The organism is Thermococcus sp. (assembly GCF_026991495.1).
Lineage (GTDB): Archaea > Methanobacteriota_B > Thermococci > Thermococcales > Thermococcaceae > Thermococcus.
This window is the reverse complement of the sequence record NZ_JALXBJ010000040.1, coordinates 15,329-41,495: the sequence shown is the minus strand read 5'-3', so window position 1 is coordinate 41,495 and position 26,167 is coordinate 15,329. Positions and strand designations below refer to the sequence as shown.

Sequence of the window (26,167 nt, the reverse complement as noted above, 5' to 3'; positions counted from 1 at the left end):
TTGGGATGAGGGTTAGGAAGGGCAGGTTCCCTGGCGTCTACGTCTTCATTGACGAGGACGGGAACGAGAAGATAGCAACCAAAAACCTCGTTCCAGGGCAGAGGGTCTACGGCGAGAGGGTCGTCAAGTTCGATGGGGAGGAGTACAGAATATGGAACCCGAGCAGGTCGAAGCTCGCCGCCGCCATACTGAACGGTCTGGAGAACTTCCCGATAAGGCCAGGCTCAACGGTCCTCTACCTCGGAATAGCGAGCGGAACCACCGCTTCCCACGTGAGCGACGTGGTCGGCTGGAGTGGGAAGGTATTCGGCGTTGAGTTCTCGCCGAGGGTTCTGAGGGAGCTCGTCCCTCTGGTTGAGGAGAGGAGGAACATAGTGCCAATCTTAGGGGATGCAACCAAGCCCGAAGGCTACCGCGCTCTCGTTCCCAAGGTTGACGTGGTCTTCGAGGACGTCGCCCAGCCCACCCAGGCGAAGATCCTGATAGACAACGCTAAGGTTTACCTCAAGAACGGCGGCTACGGGATGATATCTGTCAAGAGCAGGAGCATTGACGTCACCAAGGAGCCGGAGGAGGTCTTTGAGGGGGTCGAGGAGGAGCTCTCGACGTACTTTGAAGTCGTTGAGAGGCTTTCGCTGGAGCCATACGAGAAGGACCACGCGCTCTTTGTGGTCAGAAAACCATGAAAAGAAAGATTAATGCCTCTTGGACGAGAAGGCGGCGAAGAGGGCTAAGAGGGCGATAAACCCCGGCCCGCATATACCCTTTCCTTTCTCGGCCGGCGGCGTGTAGGTGCAGATGAGCGATGCGCTGCCGGTCATCCCCTCGAACGCAACCGAGGCATCCCCCACGGTGAACTTTGGCTCACCCGTGCTCAGGTTAATTGGAGAACCCATGACCTTCGGAGTGCCTTCCTCAACGGTGAGGTTCGCGAGGTACCTGCAGTTGGGAAGGCTGCCGTTCTCGGGAAGCCTCGCCAGTAACGGCAAAGGGCCGCCACTCCCGTTGTTCGCCATAACCCCAGAGACGAGAATGCTCCCGTCGGGAGCTATCCTTAGGGCTCTGAAGGACATGCCCGGCCCATAGGACCTAACCCCCACGGGAGTGCCGCTGGAGACGTGGAGGAGAACCCCGTAGTAGGCAGTTCCGTTGAGAAACCCCACAAGGGCCCCGGGGATCCAAAGACCGCTGGAGTCAGAGACCACGTTCCCCCCAAGCAGGAAGAAGCCCTTCCTGTAGTAGGAGCCGCTCCACAGGAGGTTCCCCTCTCCATCGAGCTTCATCAAGACTGCAGCGATGGTGTCGTTGCCCGGGTTGGTGTAGCCGGAAGCGTAGACATCACCGTTGAGGTAGGAGAGGCCACGGATAACCAGCCCCGTGCCGATTCGGTACTCCTTCGCCCACTTCAGATTCCCGTTGCCCTCCACGGCAAGGATCAAGCCATAGGGGACGTTGTCGTGAATTGAGACCCCGCCTATGAGGATATCTCCGTTCGGCTCCACAAGGATGCTCAGCGGCTCATCCATCCAGCCCGTACCATAAGTCCTTTCCCAGATGACGTTCCCCTTCCCATCGGCCTTCAGAAGCCACACATCGCCCCTGCCGTCTCCAAAGCTCGTGGTCATCCCAGCGGCCAAGATGTCCCCGTTCTCAAGGACGGTGAGGGCCGTCAAGGAATCCGTGCCGCTGCCGCCGTAGCGCTTCGCCCAGAGAACCCTTCCTTTCTTGTCTAACTTCATCAAAAAGCCGTCTGGATTGGCAAGGCCTTTCGGCAGGCAGGCACCGGCCGCCACCATATCCCGGCCGGGGCTCTTGGCGAGGGCGCTTACGATAAACCCGCTCCCGTACTTCACAGCCCACTCCACGCTCCCATTGGGCGCAACCTTCCTCAGGACGCTGTACTTCACCATGTTATCCTCCTTAATGTACGAGACGAAAACCGCGCTTCCGTCTGAGAAGAAGAGAACAGGCGACGGCGAGATCAAAACCGTTCCACTGTACGTCCCGATCCAGTACGGGGCCTCGGCCGCAAATGCGCCCGGCAGAAGTACAAAACCAGCGAGAAGCGTTAATATGGTCACGGATGCGTAGATTTTCTTCATGACAGCATCCCCAATTTTACTTTCCAGGAGATGGACTTATACGCCTTTCGATGGTCTAATGGACGGGTGACAGGCAATCGTCGAAATCCCCTTTCACTTTCACCGAAAGACTTTTATAAGGGCCGTTTCAACCTTAGGCGAAGTTACTTTCAACTTTTTCGGGTGATGGCGATGGAAAAATTGCTGAAGCCGAAACGCGAAGTGGGCATACTCGGCTACGGTGCATACGTGCCGATGTATAGAATCAAGGCAGAGGAAATAGGAAGGGTCTGGGGCATAAGCAGCTTCCCCATCCAGGAGAAGTCTGTCCCGGGACTGGACGAGGACGCTATAACGATCGGCATTGAAGCGGCAAGGAACGCGCTCAGAAGGGCCGGAATAGACCCCAAGCTGATAAGGGCCATCTGGCTCGGAACGGAGAGCAAGCCCTACGCGGTAAAGCCAAGCGGAACCGTCGTCGCGGAGGCCATAGGCGCAACCCCCGATTTGAACGCCGCCGACTTTGAGTTCGCCTGCAAGGCCGGAACCGAGGCGATACAGGCCGCTATCGGCTTTGTTGGCTCAGGAATGGCAGACTACGCGATGGCGATTGGAGCGGACACCTCCCAGGGGAGGCCCGGTGACCACCTTGAGTTCACCGCCTCGGCCGGTGGGGCAGCTTACATCCTCACCCCGAAGAGCTCTGAAACGGTTGCCTACTTCGAGGCGAGCTACTCATACGTTACGGACACACCGGACTTCTGGAGGAGGCAGCACGAGCACTACCCGAGGCACGGAAACCGCTTCACGGGTGAACCGGCTTACTTCCACCAGATAATAAGCGCCGCCAAGACCCTCATGGAGGAACTCGACTACTCCCCAAACGACTTCGACTACGCGGTCTTCCACCAGCCCAACGTCAAGTTCCCGCTTACGGTGGCGAAGATACTCGGAATCCCCAAGGAAAAGGTGCTTCCCGGGCTCCTCAGCGGGGTAATAGGCAACACCTACAGCGGGGCAACTTTGGTTGGCGTCTCCGCGGTTCTCGACATAGCCAAGCCCGGAGACAGGATTCTATGGGTTTCTTTCGGTTCAGGAGCGGGAAGCGACGCCTTCAGCGTCGTCGTTCAGGACGCGATAGAGGAGAAGCGCGATTTAGCCCCGAAGACCATGGACTACGTGAACAGGAAGAAGTACATAGACTACGCCCTCTACGCAAAGGCGAGGAGGAAGTACATCGTCTGAGGTGATTGAGATGGAGAAGCCCGTTATAATAGGTGCCGGAATGGTGCCCGTTGGCGAGCACTGGAGGGTTAGCCTTAGGGACATGGCAACGGAAGCCCTTCTCAACGCGATGGATGACGCAGGGATAGACAAGGTTGACTCGCTCTACGTCGGCAACATGGCCTCTGGCTCCTTCATAGAACAGGAAAACCTCGGGGCCCTGATAGCCGACTGGGCCGGCCTCGGCCACATCCCGGCCGTCAAAATTGAAGCAGCCTGCGGTAGCGGTGGTGCAGCAGTCCAGGAGGGTGCAAAGGCGGTCATGGCCGGACTCGAAGACGTTGTTGCAGTAGTTGGCGTCGAGAAGATGACGGATGCATGGCCAACCGATGCGACGCGGTACCTCGGGTACGCGGCGGACGCGGAGTACGAGCTCTTCCACGGGGCCAGCTTCGTCGCCCTCAACGCTCTCATCATGAGGCTCTACATGAAGACCTACGGCTACACCGAGGAGGACCTGGCATACTTCTCGGTCAACGCCCACAGAAACGGCGCCAAAAACCCCTACGCGATGTTCAAGAAGGAGGTCAGCGTTGAGACCGTTCTCAAGAGCCCCTACGTTGCGGATCCGATAAAGCTCTTCGACGCCGCGCCGATGTGCGATGGAGCGGCGGCTGTTATAATAACCTCGAAGGAAAAGGCCAGAGAGCTTGGAGTTCCGAAGGATAAGATGGTCGAGCTGGCCGGCTTCTGGAGGGCGATAGACACCATAAACCTCGCCAACAGGGAGGACTTCCTCACGCTAACGGCGGCCAGGGTAGCGGCGGAGAAGGCCTACGAGATGGCCGGCGTTACAGCTAAGGACGTAGACTTCTTCGAGGTTCACGATGCCTTTACCGTGATGGCGGCTTTAAGCTTGGAGGCCATCGGCGTCGCGAAGAAGGGTGAGGGAGCTAAGTTAGCCAAGGAGGGGCAGATAGTGATAGATGCCGACTACCCGATACAGACGATGGGCGGACTTAAGAGCAGGGGACACCCCGTCGGAGCCACCGGCGTTTACCAGACGGTCGAGGCTGTCCTCCAGCTCCGCGGGGAGGCGCCGGACGGGATACAGGTTCCCGATGCCGAAATCGGCCTGACCCAGAACATAGGTGGAACTGGTTCAAACATAACCGTCAACATATTGAGGAGGGTCTGAAATGGGGAAGCCGATGCAGGTTGCCAGGCACTGGAGGCACTTCCGTGAGAAGTACGCCCTCATAGGCGGGAAGTGCGAGAACGGCCACCTTATGTTCCCGAAGAGGCCCGTCTGCCCGGTCTGTGGCTCAAGAAACGTCGAGGACTACCAGTTCAGCGGAAGGGGGAAGGTGATAAGCTGGACGATAGTGAGGAACCCGCCGAGCGGGTTCGAGTACTACAAGCCCTACCCCCTCGCTTTGGTTCAGCTCGAGGAGGGGCCTGTCGTCTTAGCACAGCTCACAGACGTCGAGCCGGACGGGATAGACTTCGGAATGGAGGTCGAGATGGTAACGAGGAAGGTCAGGGAGTTCGACGAGGACGGCATAATCCTCTACGCATACAAGTTCAGGCCGGTTTTGAAGTGAGGCGCAAGCCTTTATCTTTTCTTCCTAACCTTTTAATGGTAGATAATGGAGGTTCTTGAGGTTAAGTTCCGGCCAGCGAGGAGGAACTCAGAGGGATTCTAAAGGGGAAGAAAAACGCGGGGCATGACCAAAGCTACTCGGAATTGCCCGAAACGCCCCTGAGTTTAAAGAAGAAAATACAACGCGGTAGTCCTGACGACAGGCCACCACTTTAAGCTCCTTGGAAGCGCGGTAATACTGGAACGCCGAGGAACGAAAATCGAGAGGGTTTTAGTATCACGCCTTTTCTATTTTCATCCTGTCCCCGCTCTCGAACTCAAGCTCTAATTTCCCGCGCTCCATCCTGACCTTGACCCCGTCAACAACGGCCTCTATCTTCCCGTCCCTGGCTTCAACTCCAAGCATCTCGGCAATCTCCTCAACGCTCTTCAGGGAACCGTTCATGGTGGTTTCCATGGTCTCGTCGCCGCTCTCCACCATGACCTTGAGCTTTCCCTTCCCCTCCCTTATGAAGGTCTCCTCGTTTATCCCTTTCACGTTCTCCGGCTGGGCCGGTTTTATGCACGGCATTTTTCTGCACCCAACTAAAGTTGCTGGCTACCCTTATCATCTTTTCGCAGATCCCTCACCATCCTCACCCAGATGCCGCTCCTGTTAGCCCGCCTGAAGAGGTACTCCTCGTAGAACCTCATGGCATTGTAGTTCTTCTCCCCAACCCAGAGCTCTATCCTGTCGTTGTATTTTCCCAAGTATTCGAGGCACTTCCCCATGAGCATGTGGCCAATTCCGTGCCCCTGGAACTTCTTGTCAACGACGAACTCGTGGATGGCCCCAACGATCCTGCCCTCGTACCTGCTGTACCAGTCGCGGTCGCAGACTATGAAGCCGACTATCTCCTCCCCGGCCTTTGCCACGAAGAAGCCGTCTTTGGCTTTGTTCCAGCACCACCGGAGATAGCGCTTGGCGTAGCCCTCTCCCTCGCCGCCGTACTCGCGCATACCCTCGTAACCGCGCATGTAGATCTCCACTAGCTTCTCAAGAGTCTCCTGGTCGAGGCCCTTAAGCCTCTCGATCCTGACCCCGCTCATCGGTATGGGACTGATCGTGGAGTTTAAAAAGCCTCGCCCTTAAGATAATCAGCCGAGTGGTGGTGGAAATGGGGAAGAAGAAGCCCAGGTACTGCGAGATATGCGGGGCGCCGATAAAGGGCCCGGGACACAGGATAAGGATCGAGGGGACGGAACTTCTCGTCTGCGATCGCTGTTATGAGAAATACGGAAAGAAGAAACCGGGAACCTTCAGCATAATGCCGACCGGCAGGGAACCGAGGAGGGTTCCAAGGCCGAGCCCAAGGCCAAAGCGGGAGCCTAAACCAAGGCGCGAAAGGCCGCTTTATACAGAGGAGATCGTCGAAGACTACGCCGAAAGGGTTTACAGGGCCATACAGAGGAGCGGGAAGAGCTACGAGGAGCTCTCGCACGAGGTCGGGCTGTCGGTCAACGACCTACGCTCCATATCCCACGGCTACCGCGAGCCTACGATAAAGGAGGCCAGAAAGCTCGAGAGGTACTTCGGGATAAAGCTGATAGAAAGCGGTGGAGAGGAGCCGTTGGAGGGCAGGAAGACCATCCCGAGGGACTACGAGCCGACCTTAGGGGAGATAGCCAACATCAGGATCAAGAAGCGGAAAAAGTGAGGGTTCAGATTCTCCCCATCAACCTTTGCTTGCGGGAGGTTATGGGGGTATTGTGAGGAGCGCGCCAATGGACTCGAGGAAACAGGAAATTTAAAGACCGAATGAGATTGAAAGGGCCGCAGCCCTTGAGGGGGACTTGAAAAATGCAGCCAGAAAAGAGAACTTAAAACTTCTCTGGGCTCTCTCTTTTTCCCCTCTCGCGCCTTTTACCCAGCTCCCCTACCTTCGTCCTCTTTGGCGGGTGAAATCCGCGGAGCTTCTCGAACGTCCTCCAGCGGCGCAGCAGCTCCTCCCAGGCCTCGGTGCCAGGCGGGATTACGAGGACGTGAGCAGGGGGATGAATGTCCATAAGTCTGCCTATGGCCTTCTTAGGTGGAAGGTCTACCTGCGCCACCACGTGGGCCCTGAACTTCTTCTTCGGCCTCTCCCCGCTTATACTCTCAAAGGCCCACTCAGACAGGGAGGGCGGTATTATCCTCGGGTCACCCCTGATCTCCATCCCCCCGTATCTCACGAGGTCTGATAGGGCTGTACTCGCCTTGTGGAAGCTGTCGGCCCTCACGAGCACTATCGTGTTTCTCATCCTCCCACCGGCGGAAGTTGAGGGAAGGCCTTTTAAAGGTTGGGAGGCTAAGGGCTTTATCCCCCTGGGGAAGGGGGAGGAGGCCGGGATAAGAACTGGAGGTGGTGTCATGAACCCGGCGGGAGTTTCGATGGGGTCGCTGATCTGGTGGCTGTTCTTCCTCTACCTGCTGTTCCTGCCGCTTTGGCCGCAGATGCAGTACAGGCAGCTTCAGATCGCGAGGGCCAAGATCATGGAGGCCCTTTCGAGGAAGAGGAACTCAACGGTAATAACCATGATACACAGGCAGGAGAGCATAGGCCTCTTCGGAATACCAGTCTACAAGTTCATAAGCATCGAGGACAGCGAGGAGGTTCTGAGGGCCATCAGGAGCGCCCCTAAGGATAAGCCCATTGACCTGATAATCCACACACCAGGAGGGCTCGTGCTCGCCGCGACCCAAATAGCCAAAGCCCTGAGGGATCACCCCGCGGAGACGAGGGTCATAGTGCCGCACTACGCCATGAGCGGCGGCACCTTAATAGCGCTCGCCGCGGACAAGATAATCATGGATCCCCATGCGGTGCTCGGCCCCGTTGACCCCCAGCTCGGCCAGTACCCCGCCCCGAGCATTGTGAAGGCCGTGGAGAAGAAGGGCCCGGAGAAGGTGGACGATCAGACCCTTATCCTTGCGGACGTCGCGGAAAAGGCAATAAAACAGGTGCAGGAGCTCCTTTACAACCTCCTCAAGGGCAGGTACAGCGAGGAGAAAGCCAAGGAGCTCTCGGAGATACTGACCGAGGGCAGGTGGACCCACGACTACCCGATAACGTACGAGCACGCGAAGGAGCTCGGACTCCACGTCAGCACGGACATCCCGAAGGAGGTCTACGCCCTCATGGACCTCTACAAGCAGCCGATAAAGCAGAGGGGAACCGTCGAGTTCATGCCCTACCCCTCGAAGCAGGAGAGCCACTGATCCTTTATCCTTTTCCTTTAGTGGCGGGCGGCGGCTCGAAGGGGAACGGGGATTTTGACCTAAAAGCTTAAAAAGTGGTGTAACCCATTTATAAAGGGTTTTTAAACCCACCGCCGGAGGTGTAAGCCTTGGTCAACATGAGCAACGTTAAGCTCAGAATAGAAAACATAGTCGCTTCTGTGGATCTCTTTGCGCAGCTGAACCTTGAGAAGGTAATAGAGATATGTCCAAACTCCAAGTACAACCCCGAGGAGTTCCCGGGAATCATATGCCGCTTTGAGAAACCGAAGGTGGCCCTGCTTATATTCAGCTCCGGAAAGCTCGTCGTCACGGGGGCCAAGAGCGTTGAGGACATCGAGAACGCGGTTAGCAAGCTCACCGAGATGCTCAAGAGGAAGGTCGGGACGAAGTTCACCAAACCGCCCAAGATAGACATCCAGAACATGGTCTTCAGCGGCGACATAGGGATGGAGTTCAACCTCGATGCGGTCGCCCTGAGCCTGCCGAACTGCGAGTACGAGCCCGAGCAGTTCCCCGGTGTCATCTACCGCGTGAAGCAGCCCAAGGCCGTCATACTCCTCTTCTCCTCCGGAAAGATCGTCTGCTCCGGTGCAAAGAGTGAAAGCGACGCATGGGACGCCGTCAAGAAGCTAATTCGGGAGCTGGAGAAGTACAGCCTCATAGAGGAAGAGGAGGAGTGGTAGCCCCCTCAACATTTTATTCCAGTCAGGGCCCCAAAGATTAGGGCCTCGTTGTATAGATCCCTGTAACTCCTCCCCTCAAAGACGAGAACCCCCATCCTCGGTGAGTATATCCTGTTTTCCTCAGCCCCGTCCAAGGGACCCCTGAATATGACGACCAGAACCCTTCCGTTCCCAGCGCTTCCCCTCCCGAGCGAGAGCTTAAAGCCCAGGGAGAGCCAGAGGGTTGAAACGCTCTTTGAGACCCTTTCGAAGGCGATCATCTTAGCCCGGGAGGAGTTGTGGCCGGCTTCCCTGGAGATCTCGTAGTAATGGGCGCCGAGAACCTTTCCCACGGTGCAGGAAACCTCGGAGACCGCCATCAGGAGGTACTGGCACTTCCCAGTCCTGTCGCAGTAGGATTTCACCGCGTCGCTACCTGGGACTATGATGACCCTGTCGTAGACATGGTAGACTGTCAGGTTGAGCTCCCTCAGGGGATCGTCTCTATAGCCCTCCACCACCACCGTCCCGGCGGGCCCCTTAACGAAGACCTCAGAAACGGGTTTTTTTGTGAAAAGGGCCGTGTATGAGGAGTACCATGAGTACAAAACGTAAGGCGGGATGAGGAGGAGAATAAAGAGGAGGGCCAGGAGCTTTCGCCTCATCCGCACCCCACCAAAAATGAAATCAGGAGAGGCCGGCTATGTAGCGCATCAGGATCACTGCAGCCTTCCTCGTTACCTCTGGGCTTGAACCGGCAACTATTATGACCCCCTTGCCCTTCAGCAGGCTACACTTCGGTATGTAACCGAGGACGGGGTAGTTGCCGAACCAGACCCTGAAGTCGGCTGGCAGGTGGTAGTGGCCGAATATCATGGCCGTCAGGATGTTGTCCTCGCTGGAGCCCACGAGGATGTAGTTGGAGGTCGGGTTCTCAAGGTTGACCTCCCTGTCGAGTATGGCTATGGGTTCGGTTGGGGTGTGGATTATTATCCTCTTAACCCCTTCAACGCCCTCGATCACGTAGTCCGTTCCCGGTACAGTCCCGCCCACTGGGACGCTCACCTCGTGGATCACCGGGGCGTTCTCGGTTATTGTGATGGCGGCGTTTGCAACGACGAAGCTCGTGTCAGTTACGTTTCCGTCCTGGTTTATGTCGTAGTCAACGTCCCTCTCGTTTAGGGAGCGCATCTCAAAGGAGTAGTTGAAGGTGTAGACCCCGAGTATTCCCAAGGGGTTGCCCACGAGTTCGTTGGCGTTGGTTAGGCCGATGGACTTTATGTACTGCCCATCCGAGTCAACGGTTATGTACCACTCCTGGTTGCCGTAGCTCACCTCCCCACCGCTGGCGTAGGTTCTTATGTTGGAGTAGCCGCTTATCTGGGCTATCTTGCCGAGTATCAGGTTCTCTGATATGGCGTCGAGCTTGAGCTGAAGCACGACGGTATCGCCGCTGACGACTACATCCTCGGGCTGGCCGAGCTCCAAAACCGCGGGCCCGTAGAGCTCACCGGTCTTGGAGTCGACGACCGTGACTATGGCCTTCTGCTCCAGGGGATCCGCACCTATGAGGGTTATCTTCCACCTGTCCCCGAGGAGCTTGGTCTCGTTCTGGGCGAACCAGCCCGTTCCGAGGACTTCGCCGGCGGTGAAGTTGTTGAGGCCGACTGAGAAGACGTGGTACTTCGTTCTAAGGAGGGTGAACTCGTCCCCCGCCTGGACGCCGGGGCTCACAACGGAGTTTATGCTGGAGTTGCCGCCGGTGTCGACGAGAACGTCAACGAGGTTCCCTATCCTCGTCTCGTTGACAACTTCCCTCTCAGCAGGAACACCCCACTCAGAGTAGGCCTCTCTCACGGTCTTTTCGTAGGTGACGGTGTAGTTGTAGAGCCTGTAATCAACGGACACCTCAATCCCCCTGGGGGGTATGCCGATGTCGGCCTTCTTGGGGGGTGCCGTCCCGTTCCAGTTTGCCGGGTCGCGCGGGAGAAGGGACAGCCCCTTGACCTCTATGTCCCATCCGTAGAGGGAGTTCCCGTTCACGGAGTCCCCGTTCTTGACCCTGAGCGAAACGTGGAAGGATTTGGCCCAGGTGCTGTAGTTGCCCGTGTATTTGACGCCGTTGTACCAGTAGTTGGCCGGAAGCTCATCGTAGGAGCGGGCCCAACCAACGAGGCCGCCGTTGTACGGGAGGTTGTGGTCGGAGGTCATGGTGTCGTAGTCGTAGCGGTAGATGACCTGCCTGAAGACAACGCTTGTGTCCCCGGCTTTCCTCAGCCTGACGGATATGTCTTTAGCCTCTTCCTCCCGGTAGAGGATGCTGCCGAGGGCAGCCGCTATATCGGCCGCGCTGGCAACATCGTTCGCGCTTGAAAAGCTGCCAACGACTATTTTAACGTTTGGACTGCCGTCCGGAGAGACGAAAAAGCTCCTTGGAACTTCGCTTATGTCGTGGAGGCCACTTGGGACTATGTAGGAAGGCACTGCCGAGGCTCCTATGGACGTAAGCACGAGGAACCCAAAGATCAGAGCCGAAAGCTTGATTACTCCCCCAATTCTCATGAGTATACCCTCCGTTGCTTACTACTCTCCCTTCCGCCTCCACCTCTATATACTTTTCGACGTTCAGAGCTTAAAGGAGAAAGCGTCGCTCTCATAGGCCTCACCCAAGATGTCCCTCTGCCTGACCCCCCTGAGGAAGCCGCCCAGGTCGCTCATCGCGTTCTGGAGCTCGTAGGCTGTAAGCTCAACAGCCGCCGGCTCAAGAACCTCGAACTCCGCTGGAGGATACTTGGAGATGAAGCCGAGCACGGACTCGAAGGAACCGATGACTTCCAGTGTCAGACCCCCCTCGCTCCGGCTTATGGAGTTTACACCGCAGCCGTCTATAGCGAGCAGCTTCACGAGGGCCCGCTCCATCTCCTCTGACCCCGGTACATCCAAGCCCATCCTGACGAGCAGCTTCCTGTCTTGGTATACGAGATCCCAGAGCTCATCCTCATCGAAGCCGACTGCCGGCGTTGGCAGGTCTGGTATGTCCTGAATCAGGGGGGAGAAGCCGAGCTCCCTCATCAGCCCCCTTACCCTTTCAGCCACTCCCCTAAGGATCCCCGAGAGCTCTCCAGCCGGGATCTCAAGCTTGGACGGTGAGAGAACCTCAACCATCGTGGGCGAGAGATCAACCGCAGCGTTCAGGAGATCTCCGAGGCTGCCGCTGAGTTCGGCTTCTACGTACGCGGAGAACTTCGCCGGCGCCATTGACTCGTCCTCTATGGTCTCCCCAACCTCCCTCGGCCTCAGGTTCCTCCACTTGAGGTAGCTTACTATTCTCTCCACCTCCTCCTTCACGTCCCAGCGGGTTCTGCCGAGGACCTCAACGTAGAAGATCGCCCTCACCTACCACCACATCCCGGGGTACCTCTTTCCCCTGTACGTCCCAACGATGGGGATCTTCTCACCGCAGTACTCGCACCTTCCGTCCTCTGTGATGTGGTATTCAAGTACCTCAAAACCCTGCCTTACTATCACCGGCCTGCCGCAGTTCGGGCAGTAGGTGTTCTCGCCGGGATGACCTGGAACGTTCCCAACGTAGACGAACTTCAGGCCCTCTTCCCTCGCGGCCCTGTAAGCCATGTCTATCGTTTCCACTGGGGTCGGCGGGAGGTGGGTGAGCTTGTAGTGGGGGAAGAAGCGCGAGAAGTGCACCGGCGTGTCGTCGCCGAGGTTTTCTAACACCCAGCGGGCGAAGGCGCGGATTTCTTCTTCCCTATCGTTGAGGGTCGGGATTATCAGGTAGGTCAGCTCGACGTGAATCCCGTAGTCCTTCTTCGCTATCACCGCGGTCCTCCTGCTCGGCTCCCCGCTCGGGACGCTCGCTATCTTCATGTAAAATTTATCATCAAAGGCCTTTATGTCGATGTTCATGGCGTCGATGTAGGGCGCGAGCTCCCGGAAGGGCTCTTCGTTTATGTAGCCGTTGGTTATGAGAAGGTTGTAGAGGCCCTCCCTCTTAGCGAGCTTCGCAGTGTCGAGGACGAACTCGTACCAGATTACCGGCTCGTTGTAGGTGTAGGCTATGCTCTCGCAGGAGTAGCGCTTTGCGATCTCCACAACCATCTCCGGCGTCATGTCGTGGAGGTAGGGGAAGCTCTCATCCGACTGGCTTATCTCCCAATTCTGGCAGTGCTTGCAGTGCATGTTGCAGCCCACGGTGCTTATCGAGAGGGCGCAGGAACCCGGCCAGAAGTGGAAGAGGGGCTTTTTCTCGACCGGGTCGGTCCCAATGGCCGAGACTTTGCCGTAGTTGAGGGTGTAGAGCTTGCCGCCGATGTTCTTCCTGACCCTGCAGGAGCCCCTCTGGCCCTCGTTGATGATGCAGTTGAGGGGACAGAGCTTACAGCGAACCCTCCCGTCCCCCAAGGGCTCCCAGTACATGGCCTCCCTCATGGTCTCACCGGTTAGACCTCGCATCACCCGCGTTTAAGCTTTTGGTAGACATCGAGGTACTCGGCGAGAGTCAGGAATGTGGCGTCTTTCTCGACGTGGTACTCGATGAGGCGCCTCAGCTTGGAGAGGGCGGGCTTTCCGGTGCCGAACCAGCAGTCAGGCCTAAGGTTCCGCGGCATCCTTACGAACTCCCAGGGGTGGAAAATGTAAACGGCCGGCTCCTCGAGTTTTTCGTGCACCCTAAGCTGGATGCGCCAGGGGAGGCGGGTAACTATCGACGTCATCGAAGCTGGAACCTCAAGCAGACCGCCTATTGGAGTGACTCCCCCCCTCCACCCCTTGTGCCTGGCCTTGGTCGAGTCCACGAGGATGCCGAGGTTCTCAAGGACGGGGTAATAACCGTCAGGGAACTGGAAGTTGGGGGCCCTGAAGGAGACTACCCTTCCAAAGCGCCTCAGTATGGAGAGGGCCTTGCGGAGGCGCCCTTCGGCCTCGGAGGCCGTAAGTCTGTCAAAGCGCTCGTGCTCAAGGCCATGGCAGCCGAGCTCGTGTTTTTTCGCAGCCCTCCTCGCGAGTTCGGGAAAAGCCTCTGCCGCCCGGCCCGTGAAGAGGAAAGTGCCCCTGATGCCGTACCCCTCGAGGATGTCCATAACCTCGGGAAGGCCCTCGCGGAGTCCTTTGAAGGTCGATGCGAAAGGTGGGCAGTCCTGCTCAACGTCAAAGCTGAGGGTGACCATCATTAGCAGCCACCTCGTCGAGGACGTGGAAGTAGAGGTTCGAGACCTTTCTCGCTATCATACTCCAGTCGTAGAGCCTTTCAACCCTCTTCCTCCCGAGCGTGCCGAGCCTCTTGGAGAGGCGCTCGTCTGTTAAGAGGAGGTTTACTGCCCGGGCAATGGCCTTCGAACTCCCCGGGGGTACCACAACACCGCATCCGTCTATTATCTCGGGTATCCCCCCAACGGACGTTCCGACCACTGGAACGCCGGAGGCCATGGCCTCGAGGAGTACTATGCCAAATGCCTCGCTCAGACTCGGAAGGACGAAGACGTCGCTCGCCCCGTAGAGCTTTGGAAGCTCGGAGTAGTCCACGTTGCCGAGGAACCGAACCTTGTCCTTCAAACCTAAGAGCCTCGCCCGCTCCCTTAGCAGGGGCATCGTGCTCCCCTTTCCGGCTATCAAAAGCGTTCCATTAACATCTTTCATCGCCGAGATGAGGAAGCTGAGGCCTTTCCTCGGCTCTATCCTGCCAACGTAGAGGACGATCTTCCCGGAGAGCCCGAGCTCATCCTTAACGGCCTCCTTATTCCAGCCGTCGTGAAAGAAGGACGTGTCTATGCCGTTCGGGATCACCTCAACCGGAACGTTGGTGAACTTTTTGATGAACTCCCTCGAGGCCTTGCTGACCGCCACTATCCTGTGGGGGGTTCCGAGGTAGTACTTGTAGTAGGGGAAGGATGTTCTAGCCAGGAGCTTGATGGCGTTGGAGTTCTCAAAGTCAACGCTGTGGGTGGTTATGAGGGCTGCCTTACCCATCTTCTTAGCGGCTGAGGTAGCCTTCAGCGAGAGGGGGGTGAAGGCGTGCTGTCCGTGGATCACGTCGTAGTCCTTGAGGAGGGGCGCAAGGGCCGAGGCTCCCCTCGAAAAAACTCCCACGTTAAGGCTTAAACCATTGAGAACACGCCCGGGAACCTTTAAAAGGCCGATCCCAAGCTCTTCGAGCTCCCTCTCTTTGCCGGTTTTCACGTCGTTTGTTATGATGTCAACCTCGTGACCAAGGCGGGAGAGGTGTATCGCGAGGTTGTGTATGTGAACCGCGACGCCGCCGATCTTGGGGTAGTACCAGTCCGATGCCAGTGCAACCCTTAAAGTTTCCATGATCTTGCCCCCGCCGGTAGGATAGACAGCCAAGGGATGTTGGGGAGTGCCTTAAAAAACCTTCATTTCCACGTAAATCGAAAGGCCGCGTTAGATCTCTCGGCTCCGGTACTTCTCAACGGTGCTGGCGAGGGCTTTTTCCAAGTCTACACCGTAGTAATTCGCCAGACACGCGAGGGCGAAGAGTACGTCCCCCATTTCCTCACCGAGGTTCGAAGCTTCCGGGGAGCCCTTGACGCCCTCCTTGGATAGGAGTGCCCTTCCGAGCTCACCGACCTCCTCAACCAATGCTGCGAACATCTCAAAGGGCTCCCAGTAGCCTCCTGAGCCGCGGACGAATTCATCCACCATCCCCTGGAGTTTCATTGGAACACCTCACAGGAGCTCGGAGGAAAGCATGTTGAGGTACTCCTCAACCACTGACCTCTTGGCCCTGTAGAGCCTCAGCTTCCCCTCCTTTCTCTCCTCCAAGAGGCCGAGGGACTTCAGGGACCGGAGATGGTGGCTTATCAGCGTTTGATCCTGACCGAGCGCGTTCGCTATGAGGCACACGCAGAGCCACCTGTCCAGGAGCATCCTGAGTATCTGAAAGCGCAGCTTATTGGAGAGCAGCTTCACGAACCTCACGACGTCCTCGTTGAGCTCCCTCACTATCTCCTGGTTGGGGTCCTTGAGATCGCACAGTTCCATGCACTTCTCAACGCTCCTCCTCTGCCCCGGCTCTACGGTCTTGAGGAGTTCCCCCACCTTCACGGTGACCACCGTATCAATTTGTCGCTATCCTTAATAAACGTTCATGTGTTCCATATGCTCCCAGCCGAGGGGGGAAAGCGGCTTTCCATCGAGGTAAACGCCCTCACCCTCAACGACCCTCCCGATGACCGAGAAGTCGAAGTCTAAACTTGGTGCCTTTTCAGGCTCGACGGTGAAAACGAGCTCGAACTCCTCCCCGCTCAAAAGGGCCAGCTCAACGGGGTCCTTCCCGAGAAGCCCGGCAACCTCAATTACCTCATCCCTTATCGGGAGGCTTTCGGAGCCGAGCTCTATCCTCACACCGCTCATTCTCGCCAGGAGGTGGAGCTCCTTGGAGAGGCCATCGCTCACGTCTATGGCAGAATTGGCTATTCCGCTGAGCTTTATCCCTTCTCTCACCCTCGCCTTGGGCTCAAGAAACTTCTCGTAAAGGACTTTAAGGGTCTTCTCGGGCGCTTCAAGGCCTTCCCTCCAGACGAGGTAGCCCGCTAAGGCCCTTCCCAGATCACCGGTAACGCACACTAGATCACCGGGCTTTGCCCCCGAGCGGGTGAGCGGCCTTTCCGTAACTCCGAGGGCAGCACCGTCTATTATCAGGTCGTCAGCCTCGTTCGTGTCAGCGCTCAAAACGGGAACGTCATAGAACTCAAGGGCTTTTTCAATCCCCTCAGCGATTCCTTCGAGGTAGTCCTCATTCACATCCCATGGAACGCCGAGGGAGAAGAGAAAGCCTAAGGGCTTTGCCCCCACCGCTGCAACGTCGCTCACGTTCATCGTTACCGCCTTGAAGCCGACCTGTTCCGGCGTCATTATATCTGGAACGTCGGTTTTCCTGACGAGCATGTCGTCTGTAGCTACGAGCCATACGTCGCCGAGCCTAATAGCTCCAGCATCGTCGCCGAGGGGCAAATCCCCCTGGTTCTTTAGACGCCTCATGAAGAGCCGGATTATTTCCGATTCCCTCAAGGTTTCACCTCCGGTGCATTGCCATCTTGCAACTCATATTCCGCATTTTTCGTTAAATCTTGCCAATTCTACCTAACAACTTTTGTCAAATTTTGCCACTCATATCCGGCAACTTTACCTAACTCCCAAAAACTCCGTTATGCTCCTCTGTTTTGGTTTCTCCTCGGGAAGCTCAACCTCAACGCTCTCAAGCTCTTCAATCTCAGCCTTCCTTATCTCCTCGGGCAGCCTTATCTCCCCGTATTTTCCGCCACCGCCGGGGATGACTATTAGCTTTTCGTTCCTGTAGGCCCAGATAGCCTTTGCAACGTCCTCGTGAACACCTGCCAGAGCCTCGACCGGGACGTCAACGAGAACCCTTATCTCGCTCCCGAACTCCCGTAAAAAGCGCTCCCATACAATCCTCACTGCCTTCGTCTCAACCCCCTTCCCGATGACCATCGCTATTATCTCCGCAAGGGGGGCGAGGTGTATGTATGGGGGCCTGTCCTTCGGCCTCTCGTCAGTATCGGCAAGCTCAAGAATTCTATCTCTCACGCCTTTCTTTATTCGGCCTCCACACTTCGGACACTTCCAGTGGAAAGCCTTCGCTTCCTCAAGGCTGTACTTCGTGTGGCAGCGGGAGCAGGCTGTAAGGTGGTACTTACCAAGGCGAGGATCGAGACCCGCGTTTAGGACGATTCTCCTCCCACCGCGCTTCAGAATTGCCTTCCTGATTTCCTCGAAGGTTGCCTCCTTAACTTCAAAGCGGTTGAACTCTCTGCCCAAGCGATGGGGCATTGGCGAGTGGGCGTCGCTGTTGCTGAGGTAGGTGAGCCTGTGGTGAGCTTTGATTTTATCTGCCATCTCACTGTCAGCAGAGAGGCCCAGCTCAAGGAAGTGGATTTTCGCGTTGCCGTAGGCCTCCTTAAGGCTGTCGTACTCCTTGTAGAGGCTCGTCCAGGGAGTGAAGGCGTGGGCCGGGCCTATTAAAACGTCCAGCTCGTTCGCTAAGTCCGCTATCTCTCCAGCTGAAAGGCTCAGGTGTGGCCTTCCTTCCGTTTCAATATCGCTCGAATAGGGCCTCAGCCTCTCGCGCATCTCGCGGACGGTCTCTATGTCCGGAAAGATCAGGACGTGGTGAACCCTTCTACTGTCTTCGACCTCCGTCGTGAGGAGAAACCTGGTTCCGTTCCTCTCGTAGGCTCCCTCATCGACCTTTTCTGCGTATCTGAGAAGCTCTTCCTCCCACTTTGGGTTCAGTATGTCTCCTGTTCCCACCAGGTCGAGACCCTTGAAGCGCGCGTTTTCCGCTAAGTTTGGAATCGTCATGGCCTTCGAAACCGCTTTGGAGTATCGCGAGTGGATGTGAAGGTCGGCATCAACCTGCATGGAACCACCTCATTCTATGTACATGCCCTCCAGTCCGCGGTAGTAGGCGCGGTATATGTCCCTTTTGGTGACCACGCCGATGAGCTTTCTGCTTTCTGGGCTCTCCACGACAGGCAGGAGGTTCTGGTCGTAGTTCATCAGCTTTTCGAGGGCATCCTGGGCCGTTTCGGCCGGAAAGGTAACTCCATAATCCTGACCGAGAACCCTACCCACCTTGATCCTTTTGAGGGACGTTGGCTTTTTCAGAATGTCCTTGACGCCGATAACTCCAATGACCTTCATCCCCTCGTTCACCACTGGAAAGCAGTCGTGGCCGGTTTCGGATATGAGACGTTCCACCTCGAAGAGCGTCATGTCAGCGGTGACGTAAACTGGCTCCCCCGTCATTATCTCACCCACCGAGATGGTCTCAAGGATGACCGGCTTCCCGGTCTTTATGTGGTAGCCCTTCCTCGTGAGCTTCATGGTGTAAACTGAGTCGCCCCTCAGGAATAGCCTCGCACTTAGGAAGCCCATGGTCGCGGAGGTCATGACGGCAGGTAAAACAGCGTAGCTCTTCGTAAGCTCCGTCACCATAAGAATCTGGGTTATAGGCGCCTGCGTCATCCCGCTGAAGAAGGCCGCCATTCCGGCGAGGGCGTAAACCGCGGGATTAGCGTGAATTGACGGGAGGAGAAGGTTTAGCATTTCACCAAAAGACGCCCCAAACATCGTCCCTATGTAGAGGCTCGGCGCGAAGATTCCACCGCTCTGGCCCGAACCTATCGTTAGGGCAGTCGCGAGCATCTTGGCGAGCGCCAGGATGAGGAGAAGACCTATCCCGAGCTTCCCGTAGAAGGCCAGTCTCATCCCATCGTAGCCTATGCCAAAGACACCGTAGCCCGGGAATAGGAAGCCTATTAGACCAACCCCCAGTCCGCCGAGGAATGGTTTGGTCCACTCTAGAACCCTTGAAGCCGAGAACCTATCAAAGATGCCATAGAGAAAGCGGGCGTAGAAAGCCGCGAGAACGCCGAGGATTATCCCGAGGAGAAAGAAGAAAGGAAGCTCCACGAGGGTGTTTCCAAGGTTCGTTGGTATCTCTACCTCAAAGGCCCTTTTGAGGAGTGCCAGAGTTACGGCGTTGCCCGTTATAGCTGAGAGGAATATCGGAACGAGGTTTATCGAGAAGGCACCCATGTAAACAACTTCCAGGGCGAACATCGCCCCAGCCAAGGGCGTGTTGAAGGTTCCTGCGATTCCGGCAGCTAAACCGCAGGTGACGAGGAGCTTCTTCATCTCCCTTGAGAGGCCGAACCACTTGGCTAAGAGTGAAGTCAGGGAAGCCCCAATGAAACCTATCGGCCCTTCCCTGCCCGCGCTCCCGCCGGAGCCTATCGTTATCGAGGTCGCCACTATCTTGGCTATGGTAAAGCTCCCGGGGATGTTCCCTCCCTTGAAGATAACTGCCTCTATCACCTCCGGTATGCCGTTGCCCTTGATTTCGGGATACCTAAGGATTATTAGGCCCACGATGAGGGCCCCAGTTGCAGGAAGAAGGATGTAGCCGAGGTTAAATCTTCCGGCTTGGAGAGTTACGAGGGGCAGGAGCTTACCAAAGAAGAACCCGTGGATAACCGCTATGAGGAACCTAAAAACCACGGCCCCCAGTCCCCCAACTAAGCCCGCGAGGAATGAGAAGACGAGGACTTCAGTCCACTTTCTGACGTAGTGTTTTTCCCAGGCCAAGCCGGCCCCTCGAATAAATAGGGTGGGCGATACTTAAGCTTTTATACCCGGCCTTTCAATGGGTAGCGGTGAACGCTATGAAGGTTGAAGGATTCGTTGCCTCGCTTAGGAACGCCGAGACAATCGGCGAGCTGTTCAAGATACTCGAGGAGAAGGGTGCCCCCATAGTTGAACTCGACGGTCAGAGGTTCCTGATAGTCGTTGAGGGAGACTTCGAGGGGAGGAAATTCTGGACCGAGATAAACGGCGAGAGGGCAAACCAGGCCCTCGGCGATGCGATGCTCAACTCCTCAAGCTTCCCCTTCAAGTGCAAACGCCCATATACCGGGGGAAACGTCATCTTCGTGAACTTCGACGACATCGAAGTTGAGAGGTTCCTCGTTGCCTACCGCGATCCTGACTACGGGGTTTTCTACCTCGTCGAGAACGGAAAAGCTAAGGAGGTAACGAAGGAGGACTACGAGAAGCTTCTCCCCGAGATGCCGGAGTTCAAAATAAAGAGCATGAGCGACGAGCAGATGGACATGATGGGGGCCTTCTTCGGGTGAAAAAAGAGGGGCTCAGCGCCCCTTGAGTTCTTTTATCCTTTCCTTCGTCTCCTGGACGCGCCTTATCTTCTCCTCCGCTCTCGCCCTCTTCGCCTTCTCTATCTCCGCCTTGAAGGCCCACTTGAGGAGAGGCGGCGTTATCAGGACGGAGACCGTTATGAAGATCAGCGTTGCCGCTACAAAGTCCGGCGCGTCCTTCGGTGGTATGGCCTTCCCCTGTATCGCAACCATCAGGTCAACCAGCGCGACCTCGGTCCTCGGGATAGAGCCTATGCCCATCTGCAGGGACATCCAGAAGTTCTCCCTCGTCGTGAGGAAGCTCCTTCCTCTACCCCAGGCCGTTATCCAGGCTCCGAATCCCCTGCCTATTATCTTCCCAATGACCGCTATTAGGCTCATCACGGTCGCGAGGACGAGGGCGTTCCTGTGCTCGAAGACGGTGAGGTTGAGCATAGCGCCTGTGTGCACGAAGAAGAAAGGTATAAGCAGACCGTAGCCTATGGCCCTAACGTCGTCCATCATGCGCTTTCCTTCTGGGAGCTTTGAGAGGGTCAGGCCCATCATGAATGCGCCCTCAATAGCAGCTGCAAACCAGCCTTCAGCTAAAGCCGCGAAGAGGAACATCATCCCGAGGGCCATCCCGAGGATTCCCTTCTCAACGTGAAGCCTTTCGGCGAATTTGATGTAGTAGTCAACGAGGTACCACCAGATTACACCCGTTATTACAAAGAACGCCACTATCTTGACAGTCAGGTTGAGCAGACTCCCGGTCCCGACGGCGAAGATGACGAGGGCTATGCCGAGGAAGTCGTCCATGACGCTCGCGCTGAGGGAGGCCGCCCCAACCTCACTCTTGAGCACCCCGAGATCCATCATGACGCGAACGGTGAGGCCTATGCTCGTGGCCGTGAGGAGGACGCCGCCGGCGAAAGCCTCCCTGCTCGGGTAGCCCATCGCCATGAGGGCGTACCAGGCTATTATGAGGGGCGTGAAAACGCCTAAGACAGTTGAAACGGTTGCCGTGACCCCGGTGCTCTTAAGCTGATCGATGTCGGTATCGAGGGCACCGAGGAAGAGCAGGAATATTATTCCCAGCTTTGCTAAAAACTCGGATATCTGGGTTATGTCCGTCGTAAAGCCCTGCCCGCTCACTATTGGCAGGTAGTGGGGGGAAACGAGGCCGAAGTAGACGAGGTTTCCAAGTATCATACCCATTATCAGCTCCCCCAAAACTCCGGGGAGCTCAAAGCGCTCTATTATGCTGTCCCCTATCTTGGCGAGGATGAGGGCGATGCCTATCGTGAAGAGCAGCCACGTCACGGTTTCCATTGGGCACCACCCACCCGGCTTAGTCTTAGCAATTCGTCTATCAGTATCCTCAGGCTGACCTCACCGACCAGCTTTCCGTCGTCTACGACCGCCAAGACCTGTATCTTGTACTTCTTCATCTTCATCAGGGCGTCGAGAACCGTGGCGTCGGCGTTGATGGTTAGGGGATGCCTCTCGGCAACGTCCCCCGCGCTGCTCGCGCCGCCGAGGGCCGACTTCATTGTTCTCCCCGTCATCCCCAGTCTGAAGCGGTGCGCCTCGGGGGGGAGGAGGATGTCTATGACATCCAAGTACCTTATAACACCCGTCAGCTTCATGGTCTCCCTGTCCTCAACGACCCAGACGTGGTGCCTCGTCCTGAGTATCTTGAGGACGTCTAAGATACCCGTTCCCTCCTCAACTATCGGCATTGAGTCCGGTCTGGGGGTTACGGCCCTGACCTTAAGTGAATGGAAGGTTTCGAGGGTTTCTTCGAGACCCATACTACCTCACCGATGTGATAATTGGAAAAGGCCTATTTAAGGGTTTATGGAAAGGAAAGTCCACCGATGGAACAATGGGTACATTGCAAGACGCCGATGGAAGTTTGGGCCATTCATCCAGCCTGATCGAAAATATCAAAGGGTAAGGAGGGGAAAACACGAAAGCCAAACCATAGAACCGGCTCACAGCCTGCCCATGGCCCCGAGGAGGTAGAAGAGCAGCTTAGCAGCGGTCAGGGAAGTTGGGTCACCCAAGGCCTCACCAGCGACCTCCATTATGTCAACGCCGACCACGGACTTCTTCTCGGTCAGCCACTCCACCGCCTCCACCACGTCCCAGAAGGAGAGGCCGCCGGCCTCCGGCGTCCCCGTTGATGGGACGAGGCCGAGGTCGAAGACGTCAACGTCGATCGAAAGGTAAACCGGCTCTGGGAGGGGCCTGACAAGCTCTATGAATGCATCGAAGCTGTAATCTCTCGCGTGAACCCACTTTATGCCCCTCGCGTCCGCATACTCCACTTCCTCCCCAGTTCCGCTCCTTATCCCGAACATGGCCTCTCCAACGCCCAGTTCGCTTATCCTCCTGGCGACGCAGGCGTGGTTGTAGGGGTTGTCGCCGTAGCTGTCCCTCAGGTCGAGGTGCGCGTCGAAGACAACGTAGCTTTTAGGTTTCAGAGCCTCAACGGCCCCTAACGTCTGCGAATGCTCCCCTCCAAGGAGTACGGGCACCGCCTTCGGGTTGGCCTCTTTGAGCTCCTCTATGGTCTCCCTCACCCTGTCGGCTGTCCTTCTCGGATCCCCTGCTACGACCGCGATGTCGCCGATATCTGCAACGGGAAGGTCGGCGATGTCCAGGCCGTAGTCGAGGATGTAGCTCTCAAGGTTCAGGGTTGCGTGCCTCGTCAGAGTCGGCCCGAAACGGGCGCCCCCTTTGAAGCTCGTCGTGCCGTCGAATGGAACACCGAGGATGACGAAGCGAGCTTTTTCAGGCTCCGTGAGCGGGAGCTCAAGGCTGAACGTGCGGTACGTGTACAGGAAATCCAAGTGCACCACCCGGCCATGAGAGGGCGAAGGGCAAAAAAACTTTATGGGGTTGAGCCTACATCCCATGGTGATTCCATGATAGAGGATACCGTGCTCGGGTGGCTCAGGGCTGGAAGGGACGATGCGGAAGACCCCGTGGACCTACCATGGAGCGTCAAGGAGGTGGGGAAGGGGCAGTACGTGGCGGAACACCCAAAGGTGCCCTTTCTGCTGAACGTCCTCTTTCCAGACGGCTTCGTGAGGCTCGCCGTGCCCTCAGGGATCGAGACGATAGCAATGAACCTTGAGGAGAGGGTCAAGACCTACCACGCCCTCCTCGTCCTCAACGAGCGCCTGAACCTCATAAAGTTCACCCTGAGCGGTGTGAACGATGAGGTCACGCTCCGTGTCGACCTCGACGAGAAGACCCTTGGAAAGGAGGAGTTCAACGACGCTCTCACGGCCCTCCTCGTCGGGATGGGCGTCCTGATGGATACCCTCGGGCTCTCGGAGCAGTTTAACGAGGCCATCTTTGAGAGGATAGCACTGATGGTCTTAGAACGCATCAAGAAAGGGGCAAGCGAGGAGGAGATAGTAAAGTTCCTGACCCAGAAGGTGGGGATGAAGCCCGAGGAGGCGGAGGCGCTCCTGAGCGAGATAAAGAAGTCCATGAAGGAGGAGGACAGGGGGTACTTCTGAGTGGGGTTTGGAGTCCTCTATTCGTCCACTTTCCTCGAGCACAGGCCGAAGGAATACCACCCCGAGAACCCCGGGAGGCTTTTAAGGGCGATAGAAGCCCTTAAGAGGACCGGCCTCTGGGAGCCGATCGAACCGGAGCCGGTTCAGGAGGAGGAACTTCTGAGGGTTCATGATGGGGACTACGTCAGGCTCGTGAAGGACATGGCCAGGGACTTCTCCCACCTCGACCCGGACACCTACGTTTCCCCAGGAACGTGGAAGGCTTCCCTTACGGCCTTCGGAGCGTCTAAAAAAGCCACTGAATTGGCAGTTGAGAGGAAGGGGCTTTACCTGGCCCTTGTCAGACCCCCCGGACACCACGCGGGCAGAAACGGGAGGGCTTTAAATGCTCCGACTCTTGGCTTCTGCATCTTCAACAACTCGGCCTACGCGGCCAAAGTGGCGGAGGAAAAGCTCGGAAAGGTTTTGGTTGTAGACTTCGACGCCCACCACGGTAACGGCACACAGGAGATACTCTGGAACGACGGCAAAGCTGTTCACATAGACCTCCACGAGCGCGACATCTACCCGATGAGCGGGTACGAATACGAGGTCGGGGGCAGGGGAGCAGAGGGGACGAAAATCAACATCCCCATGCCCCACTACGCTGGAGACGATGACTACGTTTACGCCTGGGAGGAAATCGTCCTGCCAATAATAGCCCAGTTCAGACCAAAGCTCATCGTTGTCTCGGCCGGCTTCGACGGCTTTCTCGGCGAGAACCTGACGACACTCAGGTTAAGCGAGGTTTTCTTTGCCTACGCCGGCTCAACGCTCTCCCGCTATCCGCTCGCTGTAATCTTCGAGGGTGGCTATTCCGTTGGCCTTGACAAAGGCCTGCCGGCATTCATCAAGGGCTACCTGTCGGGGGAGATAAGGGAAGTTCCTATTACGCCTTCCTATGAGGCTCTAAGGACGGTCTCGGCCGTAAAAGAGGTACAAGGGCAGTGGTGGGAGCTGTAGATTACCAGGGGGCAAGTTGAAGGTTCTTCACGACTTCCTTAACGACCGGATCGGGGATTGCATACTCGTTTCCTCTCTTTTCAAGGTAGCCGTACTTGAGGAGGTTCTTTAGGAGAATGGAAAACTTTGCGTCGTTTATCGGCCCCATCTTGAACTCCACGTACTCCTTTATGGTGCTCCACCTAACGTTTCCCATGGCGACTGCCTTCAGTATAACCCCGTACCTCCTACTGTTCTGGATGAGGGACGAAAGCTCCTCCCGGATCAGCTTTTCGGCCATGTTGAAGAGTTCGTCCATAGCTTGGACATGGGGAAGCTTTCTAATCCCGCGGAGATAACCGTACATCGTGAGCCAGCCGACTATGCCGTCGAGCCTCTCAACGGCCTCCTCGATCTCTTGCATACCCGGTTCAATGCCGACCTCTTCGAAACCCCTTCTGAGGAAGTCCACGCTTTCCTCCCGCCTGAACCTTTGAAGCACTATCTCCCTCGCGTATCTGCCAAAGAGGGGTTTTTTGGGATCCTCACGGCCAAGAAAGTCGTGGAGCACTCCAACCTCTGAGCCGGTTAAAACAAAGGTTATCCCGGGGAGGTTATCAACTGCATAAGCTATTAAACCGTCGTAGCGAATCCCCGAAAGCCTGAGGTACTGGGCCTCATCAAAGGCAATTATCGCCCTCAGGTTCTCGTTCTCAGCCCATGAGCTTATCTTTTCAAGGATTTCTGCAAGGTCAGGTTTCCTCTCGAACTCCACGCTCAGGCCCGAGACCCTCAGCCCGCGGATGGAACTCAAGGCCTTTTCAAGCCTAAGCCTTAGCGACTTACGGGCCGAAACGGTTGAGAGGAGAGAATCAAGGATTTTTCGGGCAAGAATCTCTTGGGGTATTGAGCCGTGGGTGAAGTAGAGGGAGCGGACGTCGATTTTTGCGTAGGGCATTCCAGACTCTGCGAGCGCAACGTTGAGGAGGGAGCTTTTCCCGAGGCGTCTTATGCCGAGCAGGAGGATCAGGTTCTCACCCAGGTTCACTGCGCTCTGAAACTCCCTCAGTCCATTCTCCCTGTCGTACAGATCCTCACGCCGGGTTTTTGGCTGAAGATCGAACAGCAACTTAC

29 protein-coding genes are annotated in these 26,167 nt (G+C 56.6%); 10 read left to right on the top strand and 19 right to left on the bottom strand.

Going from position 1 to position 26,167, the window contains the following annotated elements; genetic code table 11:
* Positions 1-5: 5 nt before the first annotated feature.
* Positions 6-686 (top strand): fibrillarin-like rRNA/tRNA 2'-O-methyltransferase, encoded by a 681-nt coding sequence (locus tag MVB78_RS05325; protein ID WP_297488841.1) that lies wholly within the window; start codon positions 6-8, stop codon positions 684-686.
* Between the two features lie 9 nt (positions 687-695).
* Here MVB78_RS05325 and MVB78_RS05320 read toward each other — a convergent pair whose 3' ends face one another.
* Positions 696-2,102 carry a CGP-CTERM sorting domain-containing protein gene (locus tag MVB78_RS05320; RefSeq protein ID WP_297488839.1) on the bottom strand — a complete coding sequence of 469 codons (1,407 nt, stop codon included), beginning with the start codon at positions 2,100-2,102 and terminating at the stop codon, positions 696-698.
* Positions 2,103-2,273: 171 nt separating this feature from the next.
* On the opposite strand from MVB78_RS05320, the gene MVB78_RS05315 reads away from it, so the two are divergent.
* From MVB78_RS05315 to MVB78_RS05305, 3 genes are read left to right on the top strand one after another with little or no spacing between them, the layout of a single operon-like run.
* The gene (locus MVB78_RS05315; protein WP_297488910.1) at positions 2,274-3,326 is read left to right on the top strand and encodes a hydroxymethylglutaryl-CoA synthase; all 1,053 of its coding nucleotides are present in this window, start codon (positions 2,274-2,276) and stop codon (positions 3,324-3,326) included.
* A 10-nt stretch (positions 3,327-3,336) separates the two neighbouring features.
* The gene (locus MVB78_RS05310; protein ID WP_297488836.1) at positions 3,337-4,503 is read left to right on the top strand and encodes a thiolase domain-containing protein; all 1,167 of its coding nucleotides are present in this window, start codon (positions 3,337-3,339) and stop codon (positions 4,501-4,503) included.
* A gap of 1 nt (position 4,504) precedes the next feature.
* A complete protein-coding gene (locus tag MVB78_RS05305; RefSeq protein WP_297488832.1) occupies positions 4,505-4,909 on the top strand; it encodes a Zn-ribbon domain-containing OB-fold protein in 405 nt (134 codons plus the stop codon).
* Between the two features lie 276 nt (positions 4,910-5,185).
* Here the strand turns inward: MVB78_RS05305 and MVB78_RS05300 are convergent, their stop codons facing one another.
* Together MVB78_RS05300 and MVB78_RS05295 are read right to left on the bottom strand one after the other, a co-directional pair.
* On the bottom strand, positions 5,186-5,479 hold the full coding sequence (locus MVB78_RS05300) for a hypothetical protein (protein ID WP_297488829.1): 294 nt from the start codon (positions 5,477-5,479) through the stop codon (positions 5,186-5,188).
* A 14-nt stretch (positions 5,480-5,493) separates the two neighbouring features.
* Positions 5,494-5,997: a GNAT family N-acetyltransferase gene (locus MVB78_RS05295; RefSeq protein WP_297488826.1), complete on the bottom strand. Its 504-nt coding sequence runs from the start codon at positions 5,995-5,997 to the stop codon at positions 5,494-5,496.
* 68 nt (positions 5,998-6,065) lie between these two features.
* Here MVB78_RS05295 and MVB78_RS05290 point away from each other — a divergent pair, with 68 nt between their 5' ends.
* Positions 6,066-6,605: a multiprotein bridging factor aMBF1 gene (locus MVB78_RS05290; RefSeq protein WP_297488906.1), complete on the top strand. Its 540-nt coding sequence runs from the start codon at positions 6,066-6,068 to the stop codon at positions 6,603-6,605.
* A gap of 163 nt (positions 6,606-6,768) precedes the next feature.
* Here the strand turns inward: MVB78_RS05290 and MVB78_RS05285 are convergent, their stop codons facing one another.
* Positions 6,769-7,188: a DUF356 domain-containing protein gene (locus MVB78_RS05285; protein ID WP_297488824.1), complete on the bottom strand. Its 420-nt coding sequence runs from the start codon at positions 7,186-7,188 to the stop codon at positions 6,769-6,771.
* A 109-nt stretch (positions 7,189-7,297) separates the two neighbouring features.
* Here MVB78_RS05285 and MVB78_RS05280 point away from each other — a divergent pair, with 109 nt between their 5' ends.
* Both MVB78_RS05280 and MVB78_RS05275 read left to right on the top strand, forming a co-directional pair.
* On the top strand, positions 7,298-8,146 hold the full coding sequence (locus MVB78_RS05280) for an ATP-dependent Clp protease proteolytic subunit (RefSeq protein WP_297488822.1): 849 nt from the start codon (positions 7,298-7,300) through the stop codon (positions 8,144-8,146).
* A gap of 128 nt (positions 8,147-8,274) precedes the next feature.
* Positions 8,275-8,850 carry a TATA-box-binding protein gene (locus MVB78_RS05275; RefSeq protein WP_297488819.1) on the top strand — a complete coding sequence of 192 codons (576 nt, stop codon included), beginning with the start codon at positions 8,275-8,277 and terminating at the stop codon, positions 8,848-8,850.
* 5 nt (positions 8,851-8,855) lie between these two features.
* Here the strand turns inward: MVB78_RS05275 and MVB78_RS05270 are convergent, their stop codons facing one another.
* The 11 genes from MVB78_RS05270 to MVB78_RS05220 all read right to left on the bottom strand — a co-directional run bounded on the left by MVB78_RS05270 (position 8,856) and on the right by MVB78_RS05220 (position 19,971).
* A complete protein-coding gene (locus MVB78_RS05270; protein WP_297488815.1) occupies positions 8,856-9,494 on the bottom strand; it encodes a hypothetical protein in 639 nt (212 codons plus the stop codon).
* 22 nt (positions 9,495-9,516) lie between these two features.
* Positions 9,517-11,391: an S-layer protein gene (locus MVB78_RS05265; RefSeq protein ID WP_297488812.1), complete on the bottom strand. Its 1,875-nt coding sequence runs from the start codon at positions 11,389-11,391 to the stop codon at positions 9,517-9,519.
* 63 nt (positions 11,392-11,454) lie between these two features.
* A complete protein-coding gene (locus tag MVB78_RS05260; RefSeq protein WP_297488809.1) occupies positions 11,455-12,225 on the bottom strand; it encodes a hypothetical protein in 771 nt (256 codons plus the stop codon).
* Positions 12,226-13,275, bottom strand: a complete 1,050-nt coding sequence (amrS, locus tag MVB78_RS05255; RefSeq protein ID WP_297488806.1) for an AmmeMemoRadiSam system radical SAM enzyme — start codon at positions 13,273-13,275, stop codon at positions 12,226-12,228.
* A 23-nt stretch (positions 13,276-13,298) separates the two neighbouring features.
* Positions 13,299-14,015, bottom strand: a complete 717-nt coding sequence (locus tag MVB78_RS05250) for a polysaccharide deacetylase family protein (RefSeq protein ID WP_297488804.1) — start codon at positions 14,013-14,015, stop codon at positions 13,299-13,301.
* On the bottom strand, positions 13,993-15,153 hold the full coding sequence (locus tag MVB78_RS05245; protein WP_297488801.1) for a glycosyltransferase family 4 protein: 1,161 nt from the start codon (positions 15,151-15,153) through the stop codon (positions 13,993-13,995). The genes MVB78_RS05250 and MVB78_RS05245 overlap by 23 nt, the downstream gene beginning before the upstream one ends.
* A gap of 90 nt (positions 15,154-15,243) precedes the next feature.
* Positions 15,244-15,519 (bottom strand): MazG nucleotide pyrophosphohydrolase domain-containing protein, encoded by a 276-nt coding sequence (locus MVB78_RS05240; protein WP_297488798.1) that lies wholly within the window; start codon positions 15,517-15,519, stop codon positions 15,244-15,246.
* A gap of 9 nt (positions 15,520-15,528) precedes the next feature.
* On the bottom strand, positions 15,529-15,915 hold the full coding sequence (locus MVB78_RS05235; protein WP_366940202.1) for a metalloregulator ArsR/SmtB family transcription factor: 387 nt from the start codon (positions 15,913-15,915) through the stop codon (positions 15,529-15,531).
* A gap of 21 nt (positions 15,916-15,936) precedes the next feature.
* Positions 15,937-16,872 carry a thiamine-phosphate kinase gene (locus MVB78_RS05230; RefSeq protein WP_297488795.1) on the bottom strand — a complete coding sequence of 312 codons (936 nt, stop codon included), beginning with the start codon at positions 16,870-16,872 and terminating at the stop codon, positions 15,937-15,939.
* 114 nt (positions 16,873-16,986) lie between these two features.
* Positions 16,987-18,243 (bottom strand): TIGR00375 family protein, encoded by a 1,257-nt coding sequence (locus MVB78_RS05225; protein WP_297488793.1) that lies wholly within the window; start codon positions 18,241-18,243, stop codon positions 16,987-16,989.
* 9 nt (positions 18,244-18,252) lie between these two features.
* Positions 18,253-19,971: a chloride channel protein gene (locus MVB78_RS05220; RefSeq protein ID WP_297488789.1), complete on the bottom strand. Its 1,719-nt coding sequence runs from the start codon at positions 19,969-19,971 to the stop codon at positions 18,253-18,255.
* Positions 19,972-20,048: 77 nt separating this feature from the next.
* Here MVB78_RS05220 and MVB78_RS05215 point away from each other — a divergent pair, with 77 nt between their 5' ends.
* Complete coding sequence (locus MVB78_RS05215; RefSeq protein ID WP_297488900.1) at positions 20,049-20,519, top strand: hypothetical protein; 471 nt, start codon at positions 20,049-20,051, stop codon at positions 20,517-20,519.
* Between the two features lie 12 nt (positions 20,520-20,531).
* On the opposite strand, the gene MVB78_RS05210 is transcribed toward MVB78_RS05215, so the two are convergent.
* The 3 genes from MVB78_RS05210 to speB all read right to left on the bottom strand — a co-directional run bounded on the left by MVB78_RS05210 (position 20,532) and on the right by speB (position 23,374).
* Positions 20,532-21,848, bottom strand: a complete 1,317-nt coding sequence (locus MVB78_RS05210) for a cation:proton antiporter (protein WP_297488788.1) — start codon at positions 21,846-21,848, stop codon at positions 20,532-20,534.
* On the bottom strand, positions 21,836-22,330 hold the full coding sequence (locus MVB78_RS05205) for an HPP family protein (RefSeq protein ID WP_297488786.1): 495 nt from the start codon (positions 22,328-22,330) through the stop codon (positions 21,836-21,838). Before MVB78_RS05205 ends, MVB78_RS05210 begins: the two co-directional genes overlap by 13 nt.
* 183 nt (positions 22,331-22,513) lie before the next feature.
* Positions 22,514-23,374 (bottom strand): agmatinase, encoded by an 861-nt coding sequence (gene speB, locus MVB78_RS05200; protein ID WP_297488897.1) that lies wholly within the window; start codon positions 23,372-23,374, stop codon positions 22,514-22,516.
* A gap of 75 nt (positions 23,375-23,449) precedes the next feature.
* On the opposite strand from speB, the gene MVB78_RS05195 reads away from it, so the two are divergent.
* Positions 23,450-24,052: a DNA-binding protein gene (locus MVB78_RS05195; protein ID WP_297488783.1), complete on the top strand. Its 603-nt coding sequence runs from the start codon at positions 23,450-23,452 to the stop codon at positions 24,050-24,052.
* Entirely contained in the window at positions 24,053-25,054 is a 1,002-nt protein-coding gene (locus MVB78_RS05190) for a histone deacetylase family protein (protein WP_297488780.1), read from the top strand.
* A gap of 1 nt (position 25,055) precedes the next feature.
* On the opposite strand, the gene MVB78_RS05185 is transcribed toward MVB78_RS05190, so the two are convergent.
* On the bottom strand, positions 25,056-26,162 hold the full coding sequence (locus MVB78_RS05185; protein ID WP_297488777.1) for an ATP-binding protein: 1,107 nt from the start codon (positions 26,160-26,162) through the stop codon (positions 25,056-25,058).
* Positions 26,163-26,167: the final 5 nt, after the last annotated feature.

What these genes read in the sequence shown, in the direction of transcription:
- MVB78_RS05325 (WP_297488841.1), top strand. Translation starts at nt 6, where the DNA reads ATGAGGGTTAGGAAGGGCAGGTTCCCTGGCGTCTACGTCTTCATTGAC.
- MVB78_RS05320 (WP_297488839.1), bottom strand. Translation starts at nt 2,102, where the DNA reads ATGAAGAAAATCTACGCATCCGTGACCATATTAACGCTTCTCGCTGGT.
- MVB78_RS05315 (WP_297488910.1), top strand. Translation starts at nt 2,274, where the DNA reads ATGGAAAAATTGCTGAAGCCGAAACGCGAAGTGGGCATACTCGGCTAC.
- MVB78_RS05310 (WP_297488836.1), top strand. Translation starts at nt 3,337, where the DNA reads ATGGAGAAGCCCGTTATAATAGGTGCCGGAATGGTGCCCGTTGGCGAG.
- MVB78_RS05305 (WP_297488832.1), top strand. Translation starts at nt 4,505, where the DNA reads ATGGGGAAGCCGATGCAGGTTGCCAGGCACTGGAGGCACTTCCGTGAG.
- MVB78_RS05300 (WP_297488829.1), bottom strand. Translation starts at nt 5,479, where the DNA reads ATGCCGTGCATAAAACCGGCCCAGCCGGAGAACGTGAAAGGGATAAAC.
- MVB78_RS05295 (WP_297488826.1), bottom strand. Translation starts at nt 5,997, where the DNA reads ATGAGCGGGGTCAGGATCGAGAGGCTTAAGGGCCTCGACCAGGAGACT.
- MVB78_RS05290 (WP_297488906.1), top strand. Translation starts at nt 6,066, where the DNA reads ATGGGGAAGAAGAAGCCCAGGTACTGCGAGATATGCGGGGCGCCGATA.
- MVB78_RS05285 (WP_297488824.1), bottom strand. Translation starts at nt 7,188, where the DNA reads ATGAGAAACACGATAGTGCTCGTGAGGGCCGACAGCTTCCACAAGGCG.
- MVB78_RS05280 (WP_297488822.1), top strand. Translation starts at nt 7,298, where the DNA reads ATGAACCCGGCGGGAGTTTCGATGGGGTCGCTGATCTGGTGGCTGTTC.
- MVB78_RS05270 (WP_297488815.1), bottom strand. Translation starts at nt 9,494, where the DNA reads ATGAGGCGAAAGCTCCTGGCCCTCCTCTTTATTCTCCTCCTCATCCCG.
- MVB78_RS05265 (WP_297488812.1), bottom strand. Translation starts at nt 11,391, where the DNA reads ATGAGAATTGGGGGAGTAATCAAGCTTTCGGCTCTGATCTTTGGGTTC.
- amrS (WP_297488806.1), bottom strand. Translation starts at nt 13,275, where the DNA reads ATGAGGGAGGCCATGTACTGGGAGCCCTTGGGGGACGGGAGGGTTCGC.
- MVB78_RS05250 (WP_297488804.1), bottom strand. Translation starts at nt 14,015, where the DNA reads ATGATGGTCACCCTCAGCTTTGACGTTGAGCAGGACTGCCCACCTTTC.
- MVB78_RS05245 (WP_297488801.1), bottom strand. Translation starts at nt 15,153, where the DNA reads ATGGAAACTTTAAGGGTTGCACTGGCATCGGACTGGTACTACCCCAAG.
- MVB78_RS05240 (WP_297488798.1), bottom strand. Translation starts at nt 15,519, where the DNA reads ATGAAACTCCAGGGGATGGTGGATGAATTCGTCCGCGGCTCAGGAGGC.
- MVB78_RS05225 (WP_297488793.1), bottom strand. Translation starts at nt 18,243, where the DNA reads ATGCAGGTTGATGCCGACCTTCACATCCACTCGCGATACTCCAAAGCG.
- MVB78_RS05215 (WP_297488900.1), top strand. Translation starts at nt 20,049, where the DNA reads ATGAAGGTTGAAGGATTCGTTGCCTCGCTTAGGAACGCCGAGACAATC.
- MVB78_RS05210 (WP_297488788.1), bottom strand. Translation starts at nt 21,848, where the DNA reads ATGGAAACCGTGACGTGGCTGCTCTTCACGATAGGCATCGCCCTCATC.
- MVB78_RS05205 (WP_297488786.1), bottom strand. Translation starts at nt 22,330, where the DNA reads ATGGGTCTCGAAGAAACCCTCGAAACCTTCCATTCACTTAAGGTCAGG.
- MVB78_RS05195 (WP_297488783.1), top strand. Translation starts at nt 23,450, where the DNA reads ATGATAGAGGATACCGTGCTCGGGTGGCTCAGGGCTGGAAGGGACGAT.